Annotated in this window: 22 protein-coding genes; 7 read left to right on the top strand and 15 right to left on the bottom strand. The window is 68.0% G+C overall.

Annotated features, from left to right (window positions below; genetic code table 11):
* Positions 1-17: 17 nt before the first annotated feature.
* Positions 18-968, top strand: coding sequence for an Hsp33 family molecular chaperone HslO (gene hslO, locus PL79_RS18010; protein WP_044848175.1), 951 nt, complete (start codon positions 18-20; stop codon positions 966-968).
* Between the two features lie 137 nt (positions 969-1,105).
* On the top strand, positions 1,106-1,465 hold the full coding sequence (locus PL79_RS18005) for a hypothetical protein (protein ID WP_044848200.1): 360 nt from the start codon (positions 1,106-1,108) through the stop codon (positions 1,463-1,465).
* A gap of 94 nt (positions 1,466-1,559) precedes the next feature.
* Here PL79_RS18005 and ftsB read toward each other — a convergent pair whose 3' ends face one another.
* From ftsB to PL79_RS17960, 9 genes are all read right to left on the bottom strand, one after another.
* Positions 1,560-1,985: a cell division protein FtsB gene (gene ftsB / locus PL79_RS18000; RefSeq protein ID WP_044848176.1), complete on the bottom strand. Its 426-nt coding sequence runs from the start codon at positions 1,983-1,985 to the stop codon at positions 1,560-1,562.
* Positions 1,986-2,067: 82 nt separating this feature from the next.
* The gene (gene eno, locus PL79_RS17995) at positions 2,068-3,351 is read right to left on the bottom strand and encodes a phosphopyruvate hydratase (protein ID WP_011885396.1); all 1,284 of its coding nucleotides are present in this window, start codon (positions 3,349-3,351) and stop codon (positions 2,068-2,070) included.
* Between the two features lie 106 nt (positions 3,352-3,457).
* Entirely contained in the window at positions 3,458-4,312 is an 855-nt protein-coding gene (gene kdsA, locus PL79_RS17990) for a 3-deoxy-8-phosphooctulonate synthase (RefSeq protein WP_044848177.1), read from the bottom strand.
* Between the two features lie 3 nt (positions 4,313-4,315).
* On the bottom strand, positions 4,316-5,968 hold the full coding sequence (locus tag PL79_RS17985) for a CTP synthase (RefSeq protein WP_044848178.1): 1,653 nt from the start codon (positions 5,966-5,968) through the stop codon (positions 4,316-4,318).
* A 175-nt stretch (positions 5,969-6,143) separates the two neighbouring features.
* Positions 6,144-6,989, bottom strand: a complete 846-nt coding sequence (locus PL79_RS17980) for an alpha/beta fold hydrolase (protein ID WP_044848179.1) — start codon at positions 6,987-6,989, stop codon at positions 6,144-6,146.
* Between the two features lie 183 nt (positions 6,990-7,172).
* On the bottom strand, positions 7,173-9,680 hold the full coding sequence (locus tag PL79_RS17975) for a DNA internalization-related competence protein ComEC/Rec2 (protein ID WP_044848180.1): 2,508 nt from the start codon (positions 9,678-9,680) through the stop codon (positions 7,173-7,175).
* Between the two features lie 57 nt (positions 9,681-9,737).
* Complete coding sequence (locus tag PL79_RS17970; RefSeq protein ID WP_044848181.1) at positions 9,738-10,526, bottom strand: TatD family hydrolase; 789 nt, start codon at positions 10,524-10,526, stop codon at positions 9,738-9,740.
* Positions 10,527-10,590: 64 nt separating this feature from the next.
* Positions 10,591-11,349 (bottom strand): lipoprotein-releasing ABC transporter ATP-binding protein LolD, encoded by a 759-nt coding sequence (gene lolD / locus PL79_RS17965; RefSeq protein WP_082088722.1) that lies wholly within the window; start codon positions 11,347-11,349, stop codon positions 10,591-10,593.
* Positions 11,342-12,595, bottom strand: coding sequence for a lipoprotein-releasing ABC transporter permease subunit (locus tag PL79_RS17960; RefSeq protein WP_044848183.1), 1,254 nt, complete (start codon positions 12,593-12,595; stop codon positions 11,342-11,344). Before PL79_RS17960 ends, lolD begins: the two co-directional genes overlap by 8 nt.
* A 146-nt stretch (positions 12,596-12,741) precedes the next feature.
* Here PL79_RS17960 and PL79_RS17955 point away from each other — a divergent pair, with 146 nt between their 5' ends.
* From PL79_RS17955 to PL79_RS17935, 5 genes are all read left to right on the top strand, one after another.
* Positions 12,742-13,818: a hypothetical protein gene (locus tag PL79_RS17955; RefSeq protein WP_044848184.1), complete on the top strand. Its 1,077-nt coding sequence runs from the start codon at positions 12,742-12,744 to the stop codon at positions 13,816-13,818.
* Between the two features lie 10 nt (positions 13,819-13,828).
* The gene (gene recJ, locus PL79_RS17950; RefSeq protein WP_044848185.1) at positions 13,829-15,526 is read left to right on the top strand and encodes a single-stranded-DNA-specific exonuclease RecJ; all 1,698 of its coding nucleotides are present in this window, start codon (positions 13,829-13,831) and stop codon (positions 15,524-15,526) included.
* Positions 15,527-15,707: 181 nt separating this feature from the next.
* Positions 15,708-16,812 (top strand): peptide chain release factor 2 gene (prfB, locus tag PL79_RS17945; protein ID WP_124488306.1). Its coding sequence is split into 2 segments (ribosomal slippage): positions 15,708-15,788 and positions 15,790-16,812, totalling 1,104 coding nucleotides; the frame shifts between segments, so codons are not numbered across the junction.
* Positions 16,813-16,887: 75 nt separating this feature from the next.
* Positions 16,888-18,414, top strand: coding sequence for a lysine--tRNA ligase (lysS, locus tag PL79_RS17940; protein ID WP_044848186.1), 1,527 nt, complete (start codon positions 16,888-16,890; stop codon positions 18,412-18,414).
* Positions 18,415-18,760: 346 nt separating this feature from the next.
* The gene (locus tag PL79_RS17935; RefSeq protein ID WP_044848187.1) at positions 18,761-19,516 is read left to right on the top strand and encodes a glycine zipper 2TM domain-containing protein; all 756 of its coding nucleotides are present in this window, start codon (positions 18,761-18,763) and stop codon (positions 19,514-19,516) included.
* Between the two features lie 136 nt (positions 19,517-19,652).
* Here PL79_RS17935 and iscX read toward each other — a convergent pair whose 3' ends face one another.
* From iscX to iscU, 6 genes are all read right to left on the bottom strand, one after another.
* The gene (gene iscX, locus PL79_RS17930) at positions 19,653-19,862 is read right to left on the bottom strand and encodes a Fe-S cluster assembly protein IscX (protein WP_044848188.1); all 210 of its coding nucleotides are present in this window, start codon (positions 19,860-19,862) and stop codon (positions 19,653-19,655) included.
* Positions 19,863-19,906: 44 nt separating this feature from the next.
* A complete protein-coding gene (gene fdx / locus PL79_RS17925; protein ID WP_044848189.1) occupies positions 19,907-20,248 on the bottom strand; it encodes an ISC system 2Fe-2S type ferredoxin in 342 nt (113 codons plus the stop codon).
* Positions 20,249-20,336: 88 nt separating this feature from the next.
* Entirely contained in the window at positions 20,337-22,205 is a 1,869-nt protein-coding gene (gene hscA, locus PL79_RS17920) for a Fe-S protein assembly chaperone HscA (RefSeq protein WP_044848190.1), read from the bottom strand.
* Positions 22,206-22,259: 54 nt separating this feature from the next.
* Positions 22,260-22,787 (bottom strand): Fe-S protein assembly co-chaperone HscB, encoded by a 528-nt coding sequence (gene hscB, locus PL79_RS17915; RefSeq protein ID WP_044848201.1) that lies wholly within the window; start codon positions 22,785-22,787, stop codon positions 22,260-22,262.
* 94 nt (positions 22,788-22,881) lie between these two features.
* Positions 22,882-23,205 (bottom strand): iron-sulfur cluster assembly protein IscA, encoded by a 324-nt coding sequence (gene iscA / locus PL79_RS17910; RefSeq protein ID WP_011885413.1) that lies wholly within the window; start codon positions 23,203-23,205, stop codon positions 22,882-22,884.
* A 64-nt stretch (positions 23,206-23,269) separates the two neighbouring features.
* Positions 23,270-23,677 carry a Fe-S cluster assembly scaffold IscU gene (gene iscU, locus PL79_RS17905; RefSeq protein WP_009691729.1) on the bottom strand — a complete coding sequence of 136 codons (408 nt, stop codon included), beginning with the start codon at positions 23,675-23,677 and terminating at the stop codon, positions 23,270-23,272.
* Positions 23,678-23,679: the final 2 nt, after the last annotated feature.

Below are 23,679 nucleotides of genomic sequence, written 5' to 3'. Positions count from 1 at the left end.
GATTTCAAGGAAGAAGAGTGAGCGACCAGTTACAGAAATTCATGTTCAATTCGGCACCCGTGCGCGGCGAGATCGTGTCGCTGCGCAACACGTGGCAAGAGGTGCTTTCCCGCCGTGACTACCCTGCCCCGGTGCGCACGGTGCTCGGCGAGATGATGGCCGCGTGTGCGCTGCTGTCGGCGAACCTGAAATTTCACGGCACCCTGATCATGCAGATCTTCGGCGACGGACCGGTCCAGATGCTGGTCGTCCAGTGCGGCTCGGACCTGTCGATGCGCGCCACGGCCAAGTTCGCCGGCGACGCGGCGCAGACGATCGGCGACGACATGCAGTTCGCGTCGCTCGTCAACGCGAGCGGTCACGGCCGCTGCGTGATCACGCTCGACCCGGCCGAGAAGCTGCCGGGCCAGCAGCCGTACCAGGGCATCGTGCCGCTGAACGGCGTCGACGGCCCGCTCGAATCGGTGTCGCAGGTGCTCGAGCACTACATGCACCACTCGGAGCAGCTCGACACGCGGCTGTGGCTCGCGGCCGATCGCGACCGCGCGGTCGGCATGCTGCTGCAGAAGCTGCCGGGCGACGGCGGCATCGTGCCGCGCAACGCCGAGACCGACGCCGACACGTGGGAGCGCGTCTGCACGCTCGGCGGCACGCTGTCCGCCAAGGAGTTGCTCGAGGTCGAACCGGAAGTCGTGTTCCGCCGGCTGTTCTGGCAGGAAAACGTGCAGCACTTCGACCCGGCCGGGACGCGTTTCCAGTGCTCGTGCTCCCGCGAGAAGGTCGGCGCGATGCTGCGCATGCTCGGCCGCGACGAAGTCGACAGCGTGATCGTCGAGCGCGGTCACGTCGAGATCCACTGCGAGTTCTGCAACCAGCGCTACGAATTCGATCCCGTCGACGTCGCGCAGTTGTTCGCCGCGCCGGAACTCGCGACCGGCATCACGCCCGCGACCGAGCAGCGTCACTGAACGCGCCGCGCGTCCGTGCCCGCGATGCGGGCGCGGGCGCATAATGACGCACGAGCGTCGCCCGTACGGCTCACGCGCCGCAGGTCCCGCCTTCGGCGCAAGCCGCTTTGCACTGCGGCGCGCTGCTGGAGAAACTCATGAATCGCCCGTTCCGCACCCTCGTCCTGACCAGCGTCGCAGCCGGCACGCTGGCCCTCGCCGGCTGCGCGGTGCAGCCGCCTTCGTCGACGATCCTGAGCCGCCTGCCCGAGCCGGGCGCGTCGGGCGGCCGGCCGCCCGCCCTGTCGAGCGCGGAGCGCAAACGCTACGACGAGATCGACCGGCAGGTGCTGCGCGAGCAGAACGACGCGATGGCAGCCGAGGCCGCCGCGCGCGCGTGGTCGTATTACTCGCCGCCGCCCGTGACCGTCTACGGCGGCTATTACGGCGGCGGCTGGGGCAACCGGTGGGGCACCGGCATCGGCTATGGCTACGGTTACCCGGGCTGGTGGTGGTGACGCGACATCGCGTCGACCGACCCGATTGACGACTGGCAGGAAATAAAAAAGCGCGGCATTTCCCGCGCTTTTTCAATGGTTCGGACTCCCGCGCTCAGTGATGCGCGGCCTTGCCCTTCTCGCCGCCGTGATGCCGCGACGGTTTCGCGATCGACTGCGGGTTCGGCACGACACGCACGGGTGCCGCGGACACGGTACCGCGCGTCGACGTGCTCGACGGCGTGTTGTTCAGCGGGCTGGCCGGCGCGTTCGGCGATACGAACTGCACGAACACTTCGCCGTCCTTCACCATGCCCATCTCGTAGCGCGCGCGCTCCTCGATGGCCGCGGTACCGCCCTGCAGATCCTGCACTTCGCCCGCGATCCGTTCATTGCGCAGCTTCTCGTCCGCATTCTTCTGCAACTGATCGCCGAGCTGCTGGCGCAATTCGTGCACCCGCAACCAGCCGCCGTGTCCCCACCATAGGGGGTACTGAATGAGCGCCAGCAAGGCAATCAGGACGACAGTGACAAGCCGCATGTAAGAGACGCAGATATAAGAAGCGCCGCTCCGCGCGACATGCACAGAGCGGCGTCGAGATGACGAACCCGATAGTAGCGCGTTAGCGCAGGTTATAGAAAGCCGATTTGCCCGGGTAGCTCGCGATGTCGCCGAGATCTTCCTCGATGCGCAGCAGCTGGTTGTACTTCGAGATGCGGTCGCTGCGCGACAGCGAACCCGTCTTGATCTGACCGGCGTTCAGGCCGACCGCGATGTCCGCGATCGTCGAATCTTCCGTTTCGCCCGAGCGGTGCGAGATCACGGCCGTGTAGCCCGCGCGCTTCGCCATTTCGATTGCCGCGAACGTTTCGGTCAGCGTACCGATCTGGTTGATCTTGATGAGGATCGAGTTCGCGATGCCCTTCTCGATGCCTTCCTTCAGGATGCGCGTGTTCGTGACGAACAGGTCGTCGCCGACGAGCTGCACCTTCTTGCCGAGGCGCTCGGTCAGCAGCTTCCAGCCGTCCCAGTCGCCTTCGTGCATGCCGTCCTCGATCGACACGATCGGGAACTTGTCGGCGAGCGTCGCGAGGTAGTCGGTGAATTCGGCCGACGACAGTTGCAGGCCTTCGCCCGCGAGCTGGTACTTGCCGTCGTGGTAGAACTCGGATGCCGCGCAGTCGAGCGCGAGCAGCACGTCTTCGCCCGCACGGTAGCCTGCCTTCTCGATCGCCTGCAGGATCGTCGACAGGCACTCGTCGTTGCTGCCGAAGTTCGGCGCGAAGCCGCCTTCGTCGCCGACTGCCGTGCTCATGCCGCGGTCGCTCAGGATCTTCTTCAGTGCGTGGAACACTTCCGCGCCGCAACGCAGGGCTTCACGGAACGTCGGCTGGCTCACCGGGACGATCATGAATTCCTGGATGTCGAGGCTGTTGTTCGCGTGCGCGCCGCCGTTGACGATGTTCATCATCGGGACCGGCAGCTGCATCGCGCCCGAGCCGCCGAAGTAGCGGTACAGCGGCAGGCCGGCTTCTTCAGCCGCTGCCTTCGCGACGGCCATCGACACGGCCAGCATCGCGTTCGCGCCGAGGCGCGACTTGTTGTCGGTGCCGTCCAGCTCGAGCAGCGTCTTGTCGAGGAACGCCTGTTCCGACGCGTCGAGGCCCATGATGGCTTCGGAGATTTCGGTGTTGATGTGCTCGACCGCTTTCAGCACGCCCTTGCCGTTGTAGCGGCCGGCTTCGCCGTCGCGCAGTTCGATCGCTTCACGCGAGCCGGTGGACGCGCCCGACGGCACCGCCGCGCGGCCCATCGTGCCCGATTCGAGCAGCACGTCGCATTCGACGGTGGGGTTGCCGCGCGAATCCAGAATCTCGCGGCCGATGATATCTACGATTGCACTCATGGGTTTCCTCTGAGAATGACGATGGATTCTTCAAACTGCGACGGCATGCGCGCCGACATTGCTTACGCTACTGACGCGCGAGGCCGTCGCATGGTTCATTCGATCTTTAGTTGAAATCGTTTTCCAGGAACGGATTGCGCTTCACCGCCTGGTCGAGCGTGACGAGGGTCTCCAGCAGCGCGCCCATCCGGTTCAGCGGCACCGCGTTCGGGCCGTCCGACTTCGCTTCGGCCGGATTCGGGTGCGTTTCCATGAACAGGCCCGCAACACCCGTCGCGACGGCAGCACGCGCGAGCACCGGCACGAATTCGCGCTGGCCGCCCGAGCTCGTGCCCTGCCCGCCCGGCAGCTGCACCGAGTGGGTCGCATCGAACACGACCGGCGCGTTCGTCTCGCGCATGATCGCGAGCGAGCGCATGTCCGACACAAGGTTGTTGTAGCCGAACGAGACGCCGCGCTCGCACGCCATGAAGCGGTCTTCCGACAGCCCGGCTTCACGCGCCGCGTCGCGCGCCTTGTCGATCACGTTCTTCATGTCGTGCGGCGCGAGGAACTGGCCCTTCTTGATATTGACGGGCTTGCCCGAGCGTGCGCACGCGTGGATGAAGTCGGTCTGGCGGCACAGGAACGCGGGCGTCTGCAGCACGTCGACGACCGACGCGACCTGCTCGATCTCCTCGATCGAATGCACGTCGGTCAGCACCGGCAGGCCGAGCTGGCGCTTCACCTCGCCGAGGATCCGCAGGCCCTCGTCCATTCCGAGGCCGCGAAACGACTTGCCCGAGCTGCGATTCGCCTTGTCGTAGGACGACTTGTAGATGAACGGGACGTTCAGCTTCTCGCAGATCTCCTTCAGGCGGCCCGCCGTGTCGATCGTCATCTGCTCCGATTCGACGACGCAGGTACCCGCGATCAGGAAGAAAGGCTGGTCGAGACCGACCTCGAAATCGCACAGCTTCATGCTTTACACTCCGCGCGCTTGCTTGTTGGCGAGCGCGGCTTCGACGAACGACTTGAAGAGGGGATGACCGTCACGCGGCGTGGACGTGAATTCCGGGTGGAACTGGACGCCGACGAACCACGGGTGCATCGAGCGCGGCAGCTCCATCATTTCCGGCAGATCCTCGCTCGGGGTACGGGCGCTGATGATAAGGCCGCCGGCTTCGAGCTGGGGCACGAAGCGGTTATTGACTTCATAACGGTGGCGATGGCGCTCGTTCACGTCCTTGCCATAGATCTCTTCGGCCATCGTGCCGGGCTTGATCGGGCAGCGTTGCGAGCCGAGGCGCATCGTGCCGCCGAGATCGGATTCCTCGGTGCGCGTCTCGACCTTGCCTTCGCGGTCGTGCCACTCGGTGATCAGCGCGACCACGCGTTCCGGCGTTTCCGGATCGAATTCCGTGCTGTTCGCCTGCTTCAGGCCGACGACGTCGCGCGCGAATTCGATCACCGCGAGCTGCATGCCGAGACAGATGCCGAGGTACGGCACCTTTGCCTCGCGCGCATAGCGGATCGCCGCGATCTTGCCTTCCGTGCCGCGACGGCCGAAACCGCCCGGCACCAGCACGGCGTCGAGATGCTTCAGGCTGTCGACACCGTTCGTCTCGACCTCTTCCGAGTCGATGTACTCGATGTTGACCTTGGTCGACGTGTGCAGCGATGCGTGGCGCAGCGCCTCGATCAGCGACTTGTACGACTCGGTCAGGTCGACGTACTTGCCGACCATGCCGATCGTCACTTCGTGCTTCGGGTTTTCCAGCTTCTCGACGAGCTCCGACCACATGCTCAGGTCGGCGTCCTTCGGCGACAGCTTCAGCTCTTCGCAGATGATCCGGTCGAGGCCCTGGTCGTGCAGCATCTGCGGAATCTTGTAGATGCTGTCGGCGTCCCACACCGAGATCACGGCGTCTTCCGGCACGTTCGAGAACATCGAGATCTTCTTCGATTCGTCGTCCGGGATGCGGCGGTCCGCACGGCACAGCAGCACGTGCGGCAGGATGCCGATCTCGCGCAGCTTCTGCACGCTGTGCTGGGTCGGCTTCGTCTTCAGCTCGCCGGCCGTCGCGACGTACGGCACGAGCGTCAGGTGCACGAAGCACGCGCTGTTGCGGCCGAGGCGCAGGCTCATCTGGCGCGCGGCCTCGAGGAACGGCAGCGACTCGATGTCGCCGACCGTGCCGCCGATCTCGACGATCGCGACGTCCGGTTCGCCGCAGGTGGCCGATGCCGCCCCGCGCTCGATGAACGCCTGGATTTCGTTCGTGATGTGCGGAATCACCTGCACGGTCTTGCCGAGATAGTCGCCGCGGCGTTCCTTGCGGATCACCGATTCGTAGATCTGGCCGGTCGTGAAGTTGTTGGCCTTGCGCATCTTCGTGCTGATGAAGCGCTCATAGTGGCCGAGGTCGAGGTCGGTCTCCGCTCCGTCTTCCGTCACGAACACTTCGCCGTGCTGGAACGGGCTCATCGTGCCGGGGTCGACGTTGATGTAGGGATCGAGTTTGAGGAGGGTGACTTTCAGACCGCGCGATTCGAGGATCGCGGCGAGAGAGGCGGCGGCAATACCCTTGCCGAGGGAAGAAACTACGCCGCCGGTGACGAAAACATATTTGGTCATCGCTGGATGCTCGCGGGAAAAACGGATTATACCGTAAAGCCCGCCCTTCTCTCAGCAATTGACGCGATGATCCCGCCCTTTCGCGCTGTGCCGCGCCAGCCGTGCGCGCCGGGGCGAACCGGCCGGCCGGCCGGTGCAACCGCGCACGCCGGACGCGGAGCACCGGACCAAGGCGTCAGGCGCTGTTCGCGAGCGCCGCGCTGTCTCGCGGCACGCCGCCCTCCGCCGTTTTCAGCGAATTCAGCATCCGCTGCAATGCGCGGGCCGTCTCGATCGGCCGCTCCATCGGGAACAGGTGGCTGCCCTCGATCCATTCGATGCGCCCGCGCGCGGCGCGGCGCGTCGCCTCGAGCCCGACCTGCCGCACCTCGCGCGAGCGCGTGCCGGCGAGAAAGCCGAGCGGCACCGGCGCGCCGTGCGCGAGGCGCGGGCCGAGCGTGTGCGGCAGCGTCCGGTAGATCAGGTATTCGACCTGCCGGTCGAATGCGAGCGCGCGTTCGCCGTCGGCGCCCGCCTGCGGGATGCCGTGGTCGATGTAGTCCGACAGCATCCGCTCGTCCCAGCGCGCGAACGCGGGTTTCTCGTGAAAGTGCCGCCAGGCTTCGTCGCGGCTCGCCCAGCGCGTGCGCCGGTTGCGCGTCGCGGCCGCCGGCGACAGCCGCTCGTCGAGCCCGGCCCACTGGCTCGCGCGCAGCGCGCCGGCGCGCCATCCCGCGATGATCGGTGAATCGATCATCACCACGCCGCGCACCCAGTGCGGTTTTTTCAGCGCGGCCATCAGCGACAGGTAGCCGCCGAGCGAATGGCCGACGAGCCAGACCGGGCGCTCGTAGCGGCTGCCGATGTCGTCGAGCAGCTGCTCGACGAGATGCGGCCAGTCGCGCGTCACCGGGTAGCGGCGGTCGTGACCGATGCGCTCGATGTAACGCAGGTCATAGTCGTCTGCCAGCTCGGCGAAGATCGTCCGGTACGTCGAGGCCGGAAAACCGTTCGCATGCGAGAAGTGGAGGATGTCCTTCAAACGCCAATGTCTCCTTTGTCGATCGGAGTTAGCGCTTTAGCGCTTACTCCGGTCCCATGCTTCGCGGTCGATCGGAGTTAGCGCTTCAGCACCTACCCCCGTCCCATGCTTCGCGGTCGGCGGGCTCCGCTGCTCCAGCACGTGTCCGGCCTCTTCGTTCCCGCCGCGCGCCATCACACCAACTCACCGATCCATCCAGTACCGTCGCTGCGCATCGCGATAACGCTCGAATGCAAAACCGCCGCCCGCCGGCGCGACGTCGAACCGCACGGCCCCGTCGCGATCGGTGCGCGGCAACGGAATCCCGCGCGCCTCGTAGCGCGCGAGGACCGTCCGGTGCGGATGCCCGAAGCGATTGCGATAGCCTACAGGAAATACCGCGACGCGCGGCCCGACCGAATCGAGGAAAGGCTCGACCGACGACGTGCGGCTGCCATGGTGCGGCACGACGAGGATCTGCGCGGCCAGCGCGTCGCGCGCGTCGGCCACCAGGTGGCGCTCGGCGCCTGCCTCGATGTCGCCCGTCAACAATGCCGACGTGTCGCCCGCGTCGATGCGCAGCACGCACGATTGTTCGTTCGACGAGCCGGCAGCCGCCACGCGCGGCGGCCACAGCATCGTGAAGACGACGCCGTCCCAGGTCCACCGCTGCCCGGCCGCGCAAGGCAGTCGATCGGTCACGCCGGCCGCCTGCGCGTCGCGCCACAGCCGGTGCCGCGGCGCGATGCCGGCGACCAGCTGGCGAACCTCGGCGGCCGCATAGACGGCCGCCGCGCCGCCCGCATGATCGGCGTCCGCATGACTGAGCACGAGCGTATCGACGGTCCGGATTCCGCGCGAGCGCAACGACGGCGCAACGATCCGCTGGCCGGCATGGGTCGACTCCGGCCCCGGCCCCGCATCGAACAGCAAGGTCCGGCGCGCGGTCTCGACCAGCACCGACGCGCCCTGCCCGACGTCGAGCACGGTCAGGCGAAAACCGCCCGGCGGCGGCGCATCGGATGCGGGGACGACGAGCGGCAGCCACGTGATCGGCGCGGCCCAGCGCAGCGGCCAGCCGCGCGGCATCAACACCCATGCGACGCCGATGCACGCCAGCATCAACACCGGCCAGTCGGGCATGCGCAGCCAGAATACGCCGGCCGGCCAGTCGGCGAGATGCCCCAGCAGCGCCATCATCGGTTCGAGCGCCGCATGCGCGAGCCGGAACGCATAGCCGTCCAACGGCGCGGGCAATCCGATACCGGCGAGCACGATCGGCGTCACGACGGCGCTGACCCACGGGATCGCAAATGCATTGCCGAACGGCCCCGATACCGAGATCTGCGCGAACCACGCGGCCGTCAGCGGCGCGAGCCCGATCGTCACCGCGTACTGCACGCGCGTGGCCTCCGCGATTCGGCGCCCGGCACGCGCGCACCCTGCTCGCAGCCACCTCCAGCGGTCGACCGCGGCGGTGCCATCCCCCGCACCGTCGCCGCTGTCGCGCCGGTCGCCCCCGTCGAATTCGCGCACCGCGCGCCAGCCCGCGACCGCCATCAGGATTACCGCGACCGCGCCGAACGACAGCCAGAAACCGGCGGACAGCACGGCCCACGGATCGGCGAGCAGCACGCCGCCGAGCGCCGCGCACAGCATCGCGGACGTCGGCACGCTGCGTCCGGCCAGATAGGCGGCCGCACCGGCCGCGATCATCCACCATGCGCGCTGCGCCGGCACGTTGAAGCCGGCGAGCGCCGCGTAGCCGGCGGCGGCCGTCAGCGCGGCAACGGCAGCCACGTAAGGCGCGGGAATCATCAGCGCCGCCGCACGTCCCCGCCAGCGCAGACGCCGCCAGACGATCGATGCGATCCCGCCGGCGATCGCGCCGACGAGCCCGACGTGCAGCCCGGAGATCGCGACCAGATGACTCGTGCCCGTATTGCGCAGCACGCGCCACGCGTCGTCGCCGATGCCGGATTGATCGCCGACCGCGAGCGCGGTCACGATGCCGCGATGGCGCGCGCCGCTGCCGAGCGCATCGCCGATACCGGCACGCAGCGCGTCGCGCCGCCGATCGATCGACGCGCGCCATCCCGATGCACGCGCGTCGAGCAGTTCCGCCCGCTCGGGCGCGACCACATAGCCGATCGCGCGAATGCCCGCGGCAAGCCAGGCCGCCTCGCTGTCGCGCACGCCGGGATTCGCCTCGGCATGCGGACGCTTCAGGCGCACGACGAGGCGCCAGCGCTGCGCGGCGCGCAGATCGGGGATCGCGTCGCGTGCGGCGCGCGCGCCGTACACGCGCCAGGACAACCGGATCAGAGGGGGAAAACGGGCGAGCCCCGCATCGTTCGACTCGACCGCGAACACGAGTCGCGCACCGGTGTCGTCGATCGCCGGCAACCCGCGGATCACGCCCGTGACGACGATGTCGCGCCCTTCCCGCTCGACGGGCAGGCTGTCACGCAGCCGCCATTCGGCGCGCGCGGCCGCATAGCCGAATCCGATCGCGCCGGCCGCGCATGCGCACAGCACCCACCGGAGCGCGACGATCGCGCGGGTTCGACGGCGCCGCGCACACCATGCGAGCAGCGCGCCGCAACCGGCCAGCACGACCGCCCCGCCTACCCAGCCGCCCGCGCCCGGCAACGCCGCCTGCCGCTGCAGCACGACGACGCCGAGCGCGAACGCGATCCACCACACGCGCATCGCGCCTCCTCGTCGACCTGGCGCCGCCGCTGTCGACACGGCGCCTTCCGGCAACGATTATGCGGACGAAAGGGCGAGTCGCGGCAGCGCGGCGAGCGCGTTAGCCGTTGTGGATAGGGACAGCGCGTGCGCGTCGATCCCGCGCAGCTCGGCGAGCACGGCACCGATGCGCGGCACCTGGTCGGGCGCGTTGCGGGACTTGTACGCCCATTCGGGCGCGATGTCGGGCGCGTCGGTCTCGACGACGATCGCGTCGAGCGGCAACTGCGCGGCGAGCCGGCGGATCTGCAACGCGCGTCCGAACGTCACGTTGCCGCCGAACCCGAGATGCAGCCCCTGTGCGAGATACGCGTCGGCCTGCTGGAAACTGCCGTTGAACGCATGCGCGATGCCGCGCCGCACGCCGAAGCGGCGCAGCCCGGCGAGCACGCGGTCCTGCGACTTGCGCACGTGGCACAGCACCGGCAGGTCGAATTCGCGCGCGAGCTTGAGCTGCCCCTGATAGAAGAATTGCTGCCGCGCTTCGTCGAGCCCGGGCACGAAGTAGTCGAGACCGATCTCGCCGATCGCGACGAAGCGCGGATCGTCGAGGCTCGCCTCGATCTCCATGCGCAGCCGGTCGAGATCCTCGTCGCGTGCGTGCGGCGTATACATCGGGTGGATGCCGAGCGCATAGACCGCGCCCGGCGTGCGCTGCGCCAGTTCGCGCACGGTCGTGAAATTGTCGCGCCCGATGCTCGGGATCACGATGCGCGACACGCCGGCCGCACGCGCCGCCTGCGTGACCGCGTCGCGGTCGGCGTCGAATTCGGCGGCATCGAGATGGCAATGCGTATCGATCCACATGGCGGCTTTCCTGCGCCCCGCCGCAACGCCGGGACTCGCCCGGCGGCACGGCGGAGGCGTTCGTTCACACCGGCAGCGCCGGCTCCTCGTGCAGCACGCCGTCGCGCAGGCGCATGATGCGGTCGCAGCGCCCGGCGAGCTCGGGATCGTGCGTGACGATCACGAAGCTCGTTTCGAGCGTCTCGGACAATTCGAGCATCAGGTTGAACACGGTATCGGCCGTCGTGCCGTCGAGGTTGCCGGTCGGCTCGTCGGCGAGCACGCAAGCGGGCTTCGTCACCAGCGCGCGCGCGATCGCGACGCGCTGCCGCTCGCCGCCCGACAGCTCGCCCGGCCGGTGCTTCGCACGCGGGCCGAGACCGACACGTTCGAGCATCGCCTGTGCCTGCGCGCGCGCGTCCTCGGTCGTCATCCGGCGGATGCGCAGCGGCATCGCGACGTTGTCGAGCGCGGTGAATTCCGGCAGCAGGTGATGGAACTGGTAGACGAAGCCGAGCGCGCGGTTGCGCAGCTCGTTGCGCTCGCGCTCGGCGAGCTGCGTAAACGGCTTGCCGAGCAGCGACACTTCGCCCGCGCTCGGTTCGTCGAGGCCGCCCAGCACGTGCAGCAGCGTGCTCTTGCCGGAGCCCGACGCGCCGACGACCGCCAGCTTCTCGCCGCGCCGCACCGTCAGCTCGGTGTTGTTGAGCACCTGCACGTTGAAGCCGCCCTGCACGAACGCCTTCGTGATCCCGCGCGCCTGAAGCACGTATTCCTGCATACCTGCCGAATCCTGTCTGATGGGTTGTCGTGAATCCGCGAATGCGGTCGCGCGATCATTCATAGCGCAGCGCCTCCGCCGGCTTCACCTTCGCGCCGCGCCAGCTCGGATAGAGCGTCGCGACGGCCGACAGCACGAACGCGATCAGGCCGATCTTGATGACGTCGCCCGCGACGAGCTCGGACGGCAGCTCGCTGATGAAGTACACCGACGGCGGCAGGAACTGCACGCCGAACAGATGCTCGATCATCGGGATCAGCCACGGAATGCTCCACGCGATCAGGCAGCCGAGCGCGACGCCCGACGCGGTGCCGACGAAGCCGATCGTCACGCCCTGCACGACGAAGATCTTCATGATCGAGCCCGGCTGCGCGCCGAGCGTGCGCAGGATCGCGATGTCGGCCTGCTTGTTGGTCACCGTCATCACGAGCGACGACACGAGGTTGAACGCGGCCACCGCGATGATCAGCGTGAGGATGATGAACATCATCCGCTTCTCGATTTGCACGGCCGAGAACCAGGTCTTGTTCTGCTGCGTCCAGTCGCGGATGTACAGGCTGCCCGACAGCGTATGCGACAGCTCGACCGCGACCTGCGGCGCCTTCTGCATGTCGGTGAGCCGCAGCCGCACGCCGGTCGGCGCGGCCATCCGGAACAGCGCCTCCGCGTCGCGGATGTTGATCATCGCGAGCGTGCTGTCGTATTCGTAGTGGCCCGACTCGAACACGCCGACGACCGTGAACTGCTTGAGCCGCGGCATCATCCCGGCCGGCGTGATCGTGCCTTCGGGAGCGACGAGCGTGACCTTGTCGCCGACCGTCACGCCGAGGTTGCCGGCGAGCGCGTCGCCGAGCACGATGCCGAACTGGCCGGGCACGAGCGCGGCGAGCTGGCCTGCCTTCATGTCCTTGCCGATGTCCGACACCTGCGGTTCGAGCGACGGCTCGACGCCGCGCAGCATCACGCCGCTCACCGCGTCCTGGCGCGTGAGCAGCGCCTGCGCGTCGACGTACGGCGCCGCGCCCGTCACCGACGGATTGCGGCGCGCTTCCTGCGCGGTCAGTTGCCAGTCGGGCATCGAGCCGGTCGGCGAAAACACCTCGACGTGCGCGAGCACCGACAGCATGCGGTCGCGCACTTCCTTCTGGAAGCCGTTCATCACGGACAGCACGACGATCAGCGCCGCGACGCCGAGCGCGATCCCGAGCATCGACACGAGTGCGATGAAGGAAATGAAGCCGTTGCCGGTCGTGCGTTTGCCGGCGCGCGTGTAGCGCCAGCCGATCTGCCATTCGTACGGAAGTTTCAAGCGAATCCTTTCTGCTGGTTACGGCGGGGATGGCGGCCCGAGGCCGGAGCGCCGCCCGGGGCGCGGTCGAAAAAAGCGGTCGCCGGACGCAATCGGGCCCAATCGGACCGTCAGCCGGCCCGATCACGCGCGCAGTTTGCCATACAATGCGCACCATCATGCACGACCGACGCCTCCATTTTCTCGTTCCGTTCGCGCTGCCGTCGGCGGCCGATGCGGCCTCGTCCCTGCACACGCTGGACAGCCCGGCGCTCGAAAAGTTGCTCGCCCGCGCGAGCCTCGTCGAGCGCGTGGCCGGCGAGGACTTCCAGCGCACGCTGCCGCACGAGCGCTGGCTGGCCCGCCGGTTCGGCGCGACTCAGGGCAACGCCGCCGACGAGGCGCCGCTCGCGCCCTACATGCTGCTGGCGGACGGCGGCGACCCGGGCACCCAGGCCTGGGCGTGCGTCGAGCCGGTCCATGTCGAAATCGCGCACGATCACCTCGTGCTCGTCGACCCGGCGAGCCTCGCGCTCGATGACGGCGACGCCGCCGCGTTGCTGGCGGTCGCGCGCCCGCTGATCGAGGAGCTCGGCGTGCGACTGGAAGCGCCGCATCCGGCGCGCTGGTACCTGTCCAGCGAGCAGCTCGCCCGCCTCGCCGGCGCCGCGCCGCTGCGCGCCAGCGGCCGCAACATCGAGATCTGGTTGCCGCACGAGGCGCACACCGGCGAACGCTCGCGGATGTGGATGAAGCTGCAGAACGAAGTGCAGATGGCGTGGTTCCAGCATCCGGTCAACGAAGCGCGCGAGGCGCGCGGGTTGCCCGCCGTCAATTCGATCTGGTTCCACGCGCAGGGCACGCTGAAGCCGGTCGGCAAGCCGTTCGCGCGCGTGCTGTCCGTGTCGCCCGCCGCGCTCGGCCTCGCGCGCGCGGCGCAGGCCGAGGCCGGCGCCGTGCCGGCCGCATTCGGCGCACTATCCGCCGCCGCCGGCGCGACGCTCGTCGAGCTGCCCACGCTGTCCGCCCCGTTCATCGAACAGGACTGGGCACGCTGGCACGACGCGCTCGCCGCGCTCGAGCGCGACTGGTTCGCGCCCGCCCTCGCCGCGCTGCAGAACGGCGAGCTGGCCGGCGTCGACTTCACGCTGTGCGGCGACACCAGCTCCGTGACGCTGCACGCGACGCGCGGCGACCTGCGCAAGTTCTGGCGCCGCCGCGCGCTGGCATCCCTGTTCGAATAACCCGACCTGTATGACCCGGATCGTTACCCGCCCCGTCGCGCCCGCCGACGCCGAAGCGCTCGCGCGCCACGGCCTGCATCCCGTCCTCGCGCGCCTGTACGCGTCGCGCGGCGTGCAGTCCCCGACCGACATCGAAACCGCGCTCGCGCGGCTCGTGCCGCCCACCGAACTGAAAGGCTGCGCGGACGCCGCGGCGCTGCTCGCCGACGCGATCGCCGACCGGCGGCGCCTGCTGGTCGTCGCCGACTACGACTGCGACGGCGCGACCGCGTGCGCGGTCGCGGTGCGCGGCCTGCGGATGTTCGGCGCGCAAATCGACTACCTGGTGCCGAACCGCTTCGAATACGGCTACGGGCTCACGCCCGAGATCGTCGAACTCGCGGCCGCGCGCAAGCCCGACCTGCTGATCACCGTCGACAACGGGATCGCGAGCGTCGCGGGCGTCGAGGCCGCGAACGCACGCGGCATCGACGTGCTCGTGACCGACCACCACCTGCCCGGCGACGCGCTGCCCGCCGCGCGCGCGATCGTCAACCCGAACCAGCCCGGCTGCGCGTTCCCGAGCAAGCATATCGCCGGCGTCGGCGTGATGTTCTACGTGCTGCTCGCGCTGCGTGCCGAGCTGCGCCGCCGCGGCGCATTCGCGAGCAAGGAAGCCGAACCGCGCCTCGACGGGCTGCTCGACCTCGTCGCGCTCGGCACCGTCGCCGACGTCGTGCGGCTCGACGGCAACAATCGCGTGCTCGTCGCACAGGGGCTGCAGCGCATCCGCAACGGCCGCATGCAGCCGGGCATCGCCGCGCTGTTCCGCGCCGCCGGCCGCGAGGCGCGCACCGCATCGGGCTTCGACCTCGGCTTCGGCCTCGGCCCGCGCCTGAACGCCGCCGGGCGGCTCTCGGACATGTCGCTCGGCATCGAGTGCCTGATCACCGACGACATCGGCCGCGCGTGGGACCTTGCGCAGCAGCTCGACGTGATGAACCGCGAGCGCCGCGAGATCGAGGCCGGCATGCAGCAGCAGGCGCTCGCCGATCTCGCCGACGTCGATCCGGCCGACGCGTGCACGATCACGCTGTTCAATCCCGAATGGCACCAGGGCGTGATCGGCATCGTCGCCGGACGGCTCAAGGAGAAATTCCACCGCCCGTCGTTCACGTTCGCGCATGCGGACGAGGCCGGCACGCGGGTCAAGGGTTCCGGCCGGTCGATTCCCGGCTTCCACCTGCGCGATGCGCTCGACCTCGTGTCGAAGCGCGAGCCCGACCTGATCGTCGCGTTCGGCGGCCACGCGATGGCGGCCGGCCTCACGCTCGACACCGACAACGTGCCGCGCTTCGCGGCCGCGTTCGAGGCCGTCGCGCGCGAGTGGCTGTCCGACGACGCGCTGGCGCGCGTGATCGAGACCGACGGCGAACTCGAGGAAGCGTATTTCACGCCGCAGTTCGTCGGGCTGCTCGACGAAGCCGTCTGGGGCCAGGGCTTTCCGGCCCCGCTTTTCTCCGGCGAATTCGACGTCGTGTCGCAGTCGCTCGTGAAGGAAAAGCACCTGAAGCTGCAACTGGCGCGCGGCCGCCAACGCTTCAACGCGATCTGGTTCAACCACACCGAGCCGCTGCCGGCGAGCGCGCTGATCGCGTACCGCCTCGTGGCCGACATGTGGAACGGCGTGACGCGCGTCCAGCTGATCGTCGAACACGCGGCCGGCTGAGCGCCGACCGGCCGGCCACCCGGCCCGCGGCGCCCGCGGGCCATGTGCGAACCATGCGGACCACATGCGCGCCGCGCCGGACGGGGCCGCGGCGCGCGCGCAAGCACACTCCGCGTCACCGGGAAACCCTGCCGATCGGCTATAATTCCGCTTTTTTACGAAGCAAGAACAGCGAACGATCATGGAAGCGGAACGTCTCAACGCGATCGAAAGCTCCCTGCTCGACCTGCGCAACCGCGCGGGCGAGCTTCGGGGGTATCTTTGACTACGACGCCAAAGCTGCGCGTCTGACCGAAGTCAACAAGGAACTCGAGGACCCGAACGTCTGGAACGATTCGAAGAACGCCCAGGCACTCGGCCGCGAGAAAAAGCTGCTCGAAGGCGTCGTCACGACGCTGACGGCGCTCGATAGCGACCTGCGCGACGCGCTCGACCTGTTCGAGCTCGCACGCGAGGAAGGCGACGAAGACACCCTCGTCGCATCGGAAGACGACGCGAAGAAGCTCGAAGCACGCGTCGGCGACATCGAGTTCCGCCGGATGTTCTCGAACCCGGCCGACCCGAACAACTGCTTCATCGACATCCAGGCCGGCGCCGGCGGCACCGAGGCGTGCGACTGGGCATCGATGCTGCTGCGCCAGTACCTGCGCTACTGCGAACGCAAGGGCTTCAAGGCCGAGGTGCTCGAAGAGTCCGACGGCGACGTCGCCGGCATCAAGAATGCGACGGTCAAGGTCACGGGCGAATACGCATACGGCTTCCTGCGCACCGAAACGGGCATCCACCGCCTCGTGCGCAAGTCGCCGTTCGACTCGTCGGGCGGCCGTCACACGTCGTTCTCGTCGGTGTTCGTCTATCCGGAAATCGACGATTCGATCGAAGTCGAGATCAACCCGGCCGACCTGCGCATCGACACGTACCGCGCATCGGGCGCGGGCGGCCAGCACATCAACAAGACCGACTCCGCGGTGCGGATCACGCACATGCCGACCGGTATCGTCGTGCAGTGCCAGAACGACCGCTCGCAGCACCGCAACCGCGCCGAAGCAATGGCGATGCTGAAATCGCGCCTGTACGAAGTCGAAATGCGCAAGCGCCAGGCCGAACAGGACAAGCTCGAATCGAGCAAGACCGATGTGGGCTGGGGCCACCAGATCCGTTCGTACGTGCTCGACCAGAGCCGCGTGAAGGACCTGCGCACGAACGTCGAAATGAGCAACACGAGAGCCGTCCTCGACGGCGATCTCGACGACTTCATCAGCGCGAGCCTCAAACAGGGCGTGTAAGCGCCGCGGCGCGGCCCCTCCGGTCGCGCCGCCCTTCCCGTTGCGTTGCCGCACCCACTCCGAATTCCGACCATCATGACCGAACCGACCCAAACGCAGCCCGCCGTCGCGGCGGACGAAAACCAGATCATCGCCGAGCGCCGCGAGAAGCTGCGCGCACTGCGCGAGCAAGGCGTCGCCTATCCGAACGATTTCCGGCCGACGCATCACGCCGCCGATCTCCAGGTGAAATTCGCCGACTCGGACAAGGCCGCGCTCGAAGCGAACCCGGTCGAGGTGTCGGTCGCCGGCCGCATGATGCTCAAGCGCGTGATGGGCAAGGCGAGCTTCGCGACGGTGCAGGACGGTTCAGGCCAGATCCAGTTCTTCGTGACGCCGAACGACGTCGGCGCGGAAACCTACGACGCATTCAAGAAGTGGGACCTGGGCGACATCGTCGCCGCACGCGGCGTGCTGTTCCGCACCAACAAGGGCGAGCTGTCGGTCCAGTGCAAGGAATTGCGTCTGCTGTCGAAGGCGCTGCGTCCGCTGCCGGACAAGTTCCACGGCCTCGCCGACCAGGAAATGCGCTATCGCCAGCGCTATGTCGACCTGATCGTCACGCCGGAAACGCGCGACACGTTCCGCGCGCGCACCAAGACCATCGCGTCGATCCGCAAGTTCATGGACAACGCCGAGTTCATGGAAGTCGAGACGCCGATGCTGCACCCGATCCCGGGCGGCGCCGCGGCCAAGCCGTTCGTCACGCACCACAACGCGCTCGACATGCAGATGTTCCTGCGCATCGCGCCGGAGCTGTACCTGAAGCGCCTGATCGTCGGCGGTTTCGAACGCGTGTTCGAGATCAACCGCAACTTCCGGAATGAAGGCGTGTCGCCGCGCCACAACCCGGAATTCACGATGATGGAGTTCTACGCCGCGTACACCGACTACCGCTGGCTGATGGACTTCACCGAGCAGCTGATCCGCCAGGCGGCGATCGATGCGCTCGGCACCGCGACGATCCAGTACCAGGGCCGCGAGCTCGATCTCGCGAAGCCGTTCCACCGCCTGACAATCACGCAGGCGATCCAGAAGTACGCGCCGCAGTACACCGACGGCCAGCTGTCGGACGACGCGTTCCTGCGTTCCGAACTGAAGCGCCTCGGCGTCGACGTGTCGCAGCCGGCCTTCCTGAACGCCGGCATCGGCGCGCTGCAGCTCGCGCTGTTCGAGGAAACCGCCGAATCGCAGCTGTGGGAGCCGACCTACATCATCGACTACCCGGTCGAAGTGTCGCCGCTCGCACGCGCGTCGGACACGGTGCCGGGCATCACCGAGCGTTTCGAGCTGTTCATGACCGGCCGCGAGATCGCGAACGGCTTCTCGGAGCTGAACGATCCGGAAGACCAGGCCGCGCGCTTCAAGAAGCAGGTCGAGCAGAAGGATGCCGGCGACGAGGAAGCGATGTTCTTCGACGCCGACTACATCCGCGCGCTCGAACACGGGATGCCGCCGACGGGCGGTTGCGGGATCGGCATCGACCGTCTCGTGATGCTGCTGACCGACAGCCCGACGATCCGCGACGTGCTGCTGTTCCCGCACCTGCGCCGCGAAGACTGACGGCCGTGCCCGCGTGTGCGCCGCGCCCTGCGGCGCGCACGCGTCAGCTTTGTAACCACGCGTAAATCCCGCCTGCCGGCGTTCGCCGGCTTCCGATCTTCCCCCGTTTTATTCCCTCGTCGCGACGGCCTTCTCCGGGTTTTCCCTGTAGCAAACGCCGATCCCGCGCTGCAATTCGTTACACCTTGATACGGTGCGCCGCTCGCTCGTGGACGACACTCCTGTTGCGTCACCACGCACGACCACGGGACCAGAACGAGGCGCCGGAACGCCAAGTCTGCTCGCTCCCGAGCGTGGGATCCGGCCAGCGCCAACGTGCGAAACCGGGTCGACACCGGAGAAGAAAATGGACAACCAGAATCAAACCACGCCGCAAAAGCAACGCCTGCACCCGCTCATCGCGACCGCCGCAGGCGCCGTCATCGTCGCCAGCCTCGCCGCCACTGCCGCGATCACGGGCATCTTCCCGAAGGCCAGCAGCAACAACGCGCAGAACGGCCAGACCCAGGCCGCGCTGATCGCGTCGCAGCCGGCCGTCGATACGGCCGCGGCAGCCAGCGCCGCGCTCGCCGCGCAAGCGCAGCAGCAGGCAGCCGAACAGGCCGCGCAGAAGGCTGCGGCCGAGAAAGCCGCTGCTGAGAAGGCAGCTGCGGCACAAGCCGAGCCGCGGCCCGCGCCGCGCCCGGCAGCCACGCACCACCGCCATACGCCGGCACCGCAACCGCCGCAATACGCACAACAGCCGTCCGCACCCGCGCAGCCGGCCTATTGCCAGACCTGCGGCACGGTCGTCGCGATCACGCAGACGCGCACGCCGGGCCAGAGCTCGGGGATCGGCGCGGTCGGCGGCGCAGCGGCCGGCGGCCTGCTCGGCAACCAGTTCGGTCACGGCAACGGCCGCACCGCGATGACGATCATCGGCGCGCTCGGCGGCGGTCTCGCCGGCAACCAGGTCGAGAAGCAGGTACGCGCGGAAACCGACTACCAAGTGCAGGTCCAGATGGAAAGCGGCGCGACGCGCACGTTCACGTACCACAACCCGCCGCCGTTCGGCCAGGGCCAGCGTGTGCGGATCGAGAACGGCACGCTGGTCGGCGCATAACGCACGACGAGCACGACGAATCGCCGCGCGGCTCTTGCGCCGCGCGGAAATGAAAAAGGCTCGTGACGCGTCACGAGCCTTTTCCTTTTTGCGGGAGCGTTGCCGGCGCCACGCGGTGCGGGCGTCGGCGCGAACCTCAGTCTTCGTCGTCGAAGTCCGATTCGTCGATCCAGTGAGCCTGGATCGCTTCGAGGATCTTCTCGCCCGAGTGCGCCGGGTCGTCGGTGAAGCCGTCCAGCTCGATGACCCATTGGCGCAGGTCGACGAAATTGACCCGCTGCGGATCGACGTCCGGATGCTTGTCTGCCAGCGCGATGGCGATTTCGCGCGAATCGGTCCATTTCATGGCCTGCTCTCCCGTATACGTGGCGAGTCCGCCCCGCCGATCCGTCAGTGATTTTCCTTCGCGTGGTTGATCGAGTACTTCGGGATCTCGACCACCAGGTCCGAATCTTCCTTCACGATCGCCTGGCACGACAGGCGCGATGTCGGCTCGAGGCCCCATGCCTTGTCGAGCAGGTCGTCTTCGTCCTCCTCGGACGGCTCGAGATCGTTGAAGCCCTCGCGGATCACCACGTGGCAGGTCGTGCACGCGCACGACTTCTCGCACGCATGCTCGATCTCGATGCCGTGGTCGAGCAGGTTGTCGCAAATACTCTTGCCGGGCGTCGCGTCGATCACTGCGCCGTCCGGGCACAGTTCGACGTGAGGCAGCACCACCAGTTGAGGCATGTCCGTTCCGTCAGTCAGGGTGCGGCGGCTGGCGCCGCACGGTTCAATATCGCGCGGGCCGTCGCCGGCCCGCGTGCAGTTCGTTCGTTCAGATCTCGTCGAGGCGGCGGCCCGACAGTGCGCGCTTGATGCTCTTGTCCATCCGGCGCGCCGCGAATTCGTCGGTGCCGTCGGCCAGCGTCTTGGTCGCGGTCTCGATCGCGTCCGTGTCGTCGCCCTGCGCGATCGTGCGCAGCGCCGCGACGAGCGCGTCGACCTGCGTGCGTTCGGCATCGTCGAGCAATTCGCCGTCGGCCGCCAGCGCCGCCTGCGTCGCCTCGATCATCCGCTCGGCCTCGACCTGCGCTTCGCGCAGCGCGCGCGCCCGCATGTCGATCTCGGCGGTCTTGAAGCTGTCCTCGAGCATCTTCGCGATGTCGTCGTCGGCGAGGCCGTACGACGGCTTCACGACGACCGACGCCTCGACGCCCGAATGCTGCTCGCGCGCGAACACCGACAGCAGCCCGTCCGCATCGACCTGGTAGGTCACGCGGATGCGCGCCGCACCGGCCGTCATCGGCGGGATGCCCCGCAGCTCGAAGCGCGCGAGCGAGCGGCAGTCGGCGACGAGCTCGCGCTCGCCCTGCACGACGTGGATCGCCATCGCGGTCTGGCCGTCCTTGAAGGTCGTGAATTCCTGCGCACGCGCGATCGGAATCGTCGAATTGCGCGGAATGATCTTCTCGACGAGACCGCCCATCGTCTCGACGCCGAGCGACAGCGGGATCACGTCGAGCAGCAGCCAGTCGTCGCCGCTGCCGCGATTGCCGGCGAGCAGGTCGGCCTGGATCGCCGCGCCGAGCGCGACGACCTGATCCGGATCGAGGTTGACGAGCGGCGGCTGGCCGAAATACTTCGCGACCGCCTCGCGGATCACCGGCATGCGCGTCGCGCCGCCGACCAGCACGACGCCCTTGATGTCGGCCGGGCTCACCTGCGCATCGCGCAGGGCCTTGCGGGTCGGCGTCAGCGTACGCTGCACGAGCGGCTCGACGAGCGCGGCGAACGTGTCGTGCGAGATCGTCTGCACGAGGTGTGCACCGGTCGACAGCGTCACGTCGAGCGACGCCTGCGGCGCGGACGACAGCGCTTCCTTCAGCACGCGCACGCGATCGAGCAGCAGGCGCACGTCCTCGGGCGCGAGCGCCTTCGCGTCGATGCCGGCCTGCGCAAGTACGTGACCGAACAGCGCGTGGTCGAAATCGTCGCCGCCGAGTGCGGAATCGCCGCCCGCGGCCAGCACTTCGAATACGCCCTTCGTCAGCTTCAGGATCGACAGGTCGAACGTGCCGCCGCCGAGGTCGTACACCGCGTAGAGGCCTTCGGCCGCGTTGTCGAGACCGTAGGCGATCGCGGCCGCGGTCGGTTCGTTCAGCAGGCGCAGCACGTTGAGGCCCGCGAGGCGCGCGGCGTCCTTCGTCGCCTGGCGCTGCGCGTCGTCGAAGTACGCGGGCACCGTGATCACCGCGCCGACCAGGTCGTCGCCGAGCGTGTCTTCCGCACGGTAACGCAGCGTCGCGAGAATCTCGGCCGACACTTCGACCGGGCTCTTCACGCCGTCGATCGTGCGGATCTGCACCATGCCGGGTGCATCGACGAATTCGTACGGCGCGTTCGCCGCGCCTTCGACCTCGGCCTTGCCGCGGCCCATGAAGCGCTTGACCGACACGATCGTGTTGCGCGGATCGGTCGCGGCCTGCTCCTTCGCTTCGTGACCGATGCGGCGGCCGCCCTTCTCCAGATAACGGACCACCGACGGCAGCAGCGCGCGGCCCGCTTCGTCCGGCAGCACTTCGGGCACGCTGTTGCGCACGGCCGCGACGAGCGAGTTCGTCGTGCCGAGATCGATCCCGACAGCGAGTCGCCGCTGGTGCGGCGCCGGCGCCATGCCCGGTTCGGAAATTTGCAGTAAAGCCATCTTGGTTCGTTCGGGCGCTCGGCCCGTTTGCTGCGCGTGCCGCGAGGCACGCGGTTAAGTTTCGAGGCGCTCGATCTGCGCGCCCACTTCCGACGCGACCCGTTCGATGAACATCAGCTGGCGCACGGCCTCGGCGGCGGCCTGGTCGGCCGCGCTGTCGAGCAGCGTGCCGAGGCGCTCGAGGCGCACGCGCTTTTCGTCGCGCAGCTCGGCGAGCAGCGCATCGAGCGCGTCGACGTTGCGGGCAGCCGCGGCATCCTCGATGCCTTCGCGCCACTCCATCTGCTGCATCAGGAACGCGGGCTCCATCGCGGTGTTGTTTTCGGCACCGATGTCGACGCCGCGCAGCGACAGCAGATAGGTCGCGCGCTTCAGCGGATCGCGCAGCGTGCGGTAGGCTTCGTTCGCACGGGTCGCCCATTGCATCGCGATGCGCTTTTGCGCGTCGCCGGCCGCCGCGAAGCGGTCCGGGTGCACCTGCGTCTGCACCGTGCGATAGGCGCTGTCGAGCGCCGTCTCGTCGAGCGCGAATTGCGCCGGCAGGTGAAACAGATCGAAGTGGCTGTCTTTCAGCGAAACCATCGTCGCGTTCAATTCCGGTTCGTCGCGCGGCAAATGCCGCACATTAAAAAGGCGGCCCGTGCCGCCTCTTGCCCGCATCGCGCGGAAACCCGCGTCACACGCGGAACGATTCGCCGCAGCCGCACTCGTCCTTCACGTTCGGGTTGTTGAACTTGAACCCCTCGTTCAGGCCTTCGCGTGCGAAGTCGAGCTCGGTGCCGTCGATGTACGCGAGGCTCTTCGGGTCGACGACGACCTTCACGCCATGGCTCTCGAACACCTGATCCTCGGGAGCCAGCTCGTCGACATACTCGAGCTTGTACGCGAGCCCCGAGCACCCGGTCGTGCGAACGCCAAGCCGCAGGCCCACACCCTTGCCGCGACGGACGAGGTATTTCTGGACGTGCTGTGCTGCTTTTTCGGTCAGTGTAATTGCCATGATGTCCTTGCCGCGGCGCGCCACCCGGGCCCGCCGCGATCCTTCACAAGCCGCTCGATGCCGCTCAGGCTGCTGCCTGATCGCCTTCCTTGGTGTCGTGGCGCTTCTTGTAGTCGGCTACGGCTGCCTTGATCGCGTCTTCCGCGAGAATCGAGCAGTGAATCTTCACCGGCGGCAGGGCCAGCTCTTCGGCGATCTGCGTGTTCTTGATCGACAGTGCCTCGTCGAGGGTCTTGCCCTTCACCCACTCGGTCACGAGCGAGCTCGACGCGATGGCCGAGCCGCAGCCGTACGTCTTGAACTTCGCGTCTTCGATCACGCCGTCCGCGCCGACGCGGATCTGCAGCTTCATCACGTCGCCGCAGGCCGGCGCGCCGACCATGCCCGTGCCGACCGCGTCGTCGTCTTTCGCGAACGAACCGACGTTACGCGGGTTTTCGTAGTGATCCAGAACCTTGTTGCTGTATGACATGA

Origin of the sequence: Burkholderia sp. USMB20 (genome assembly GCF_000949135.2) — a bacterium.
GTDB lineage: Bacteria > Pseudomonadota > Gammaproteobacteria > Burkholderiales > Burkholderiaceae > Burkholderia.
This window is presented reverse-complemented; position numbering and strand designations above follow the sequence as displayed.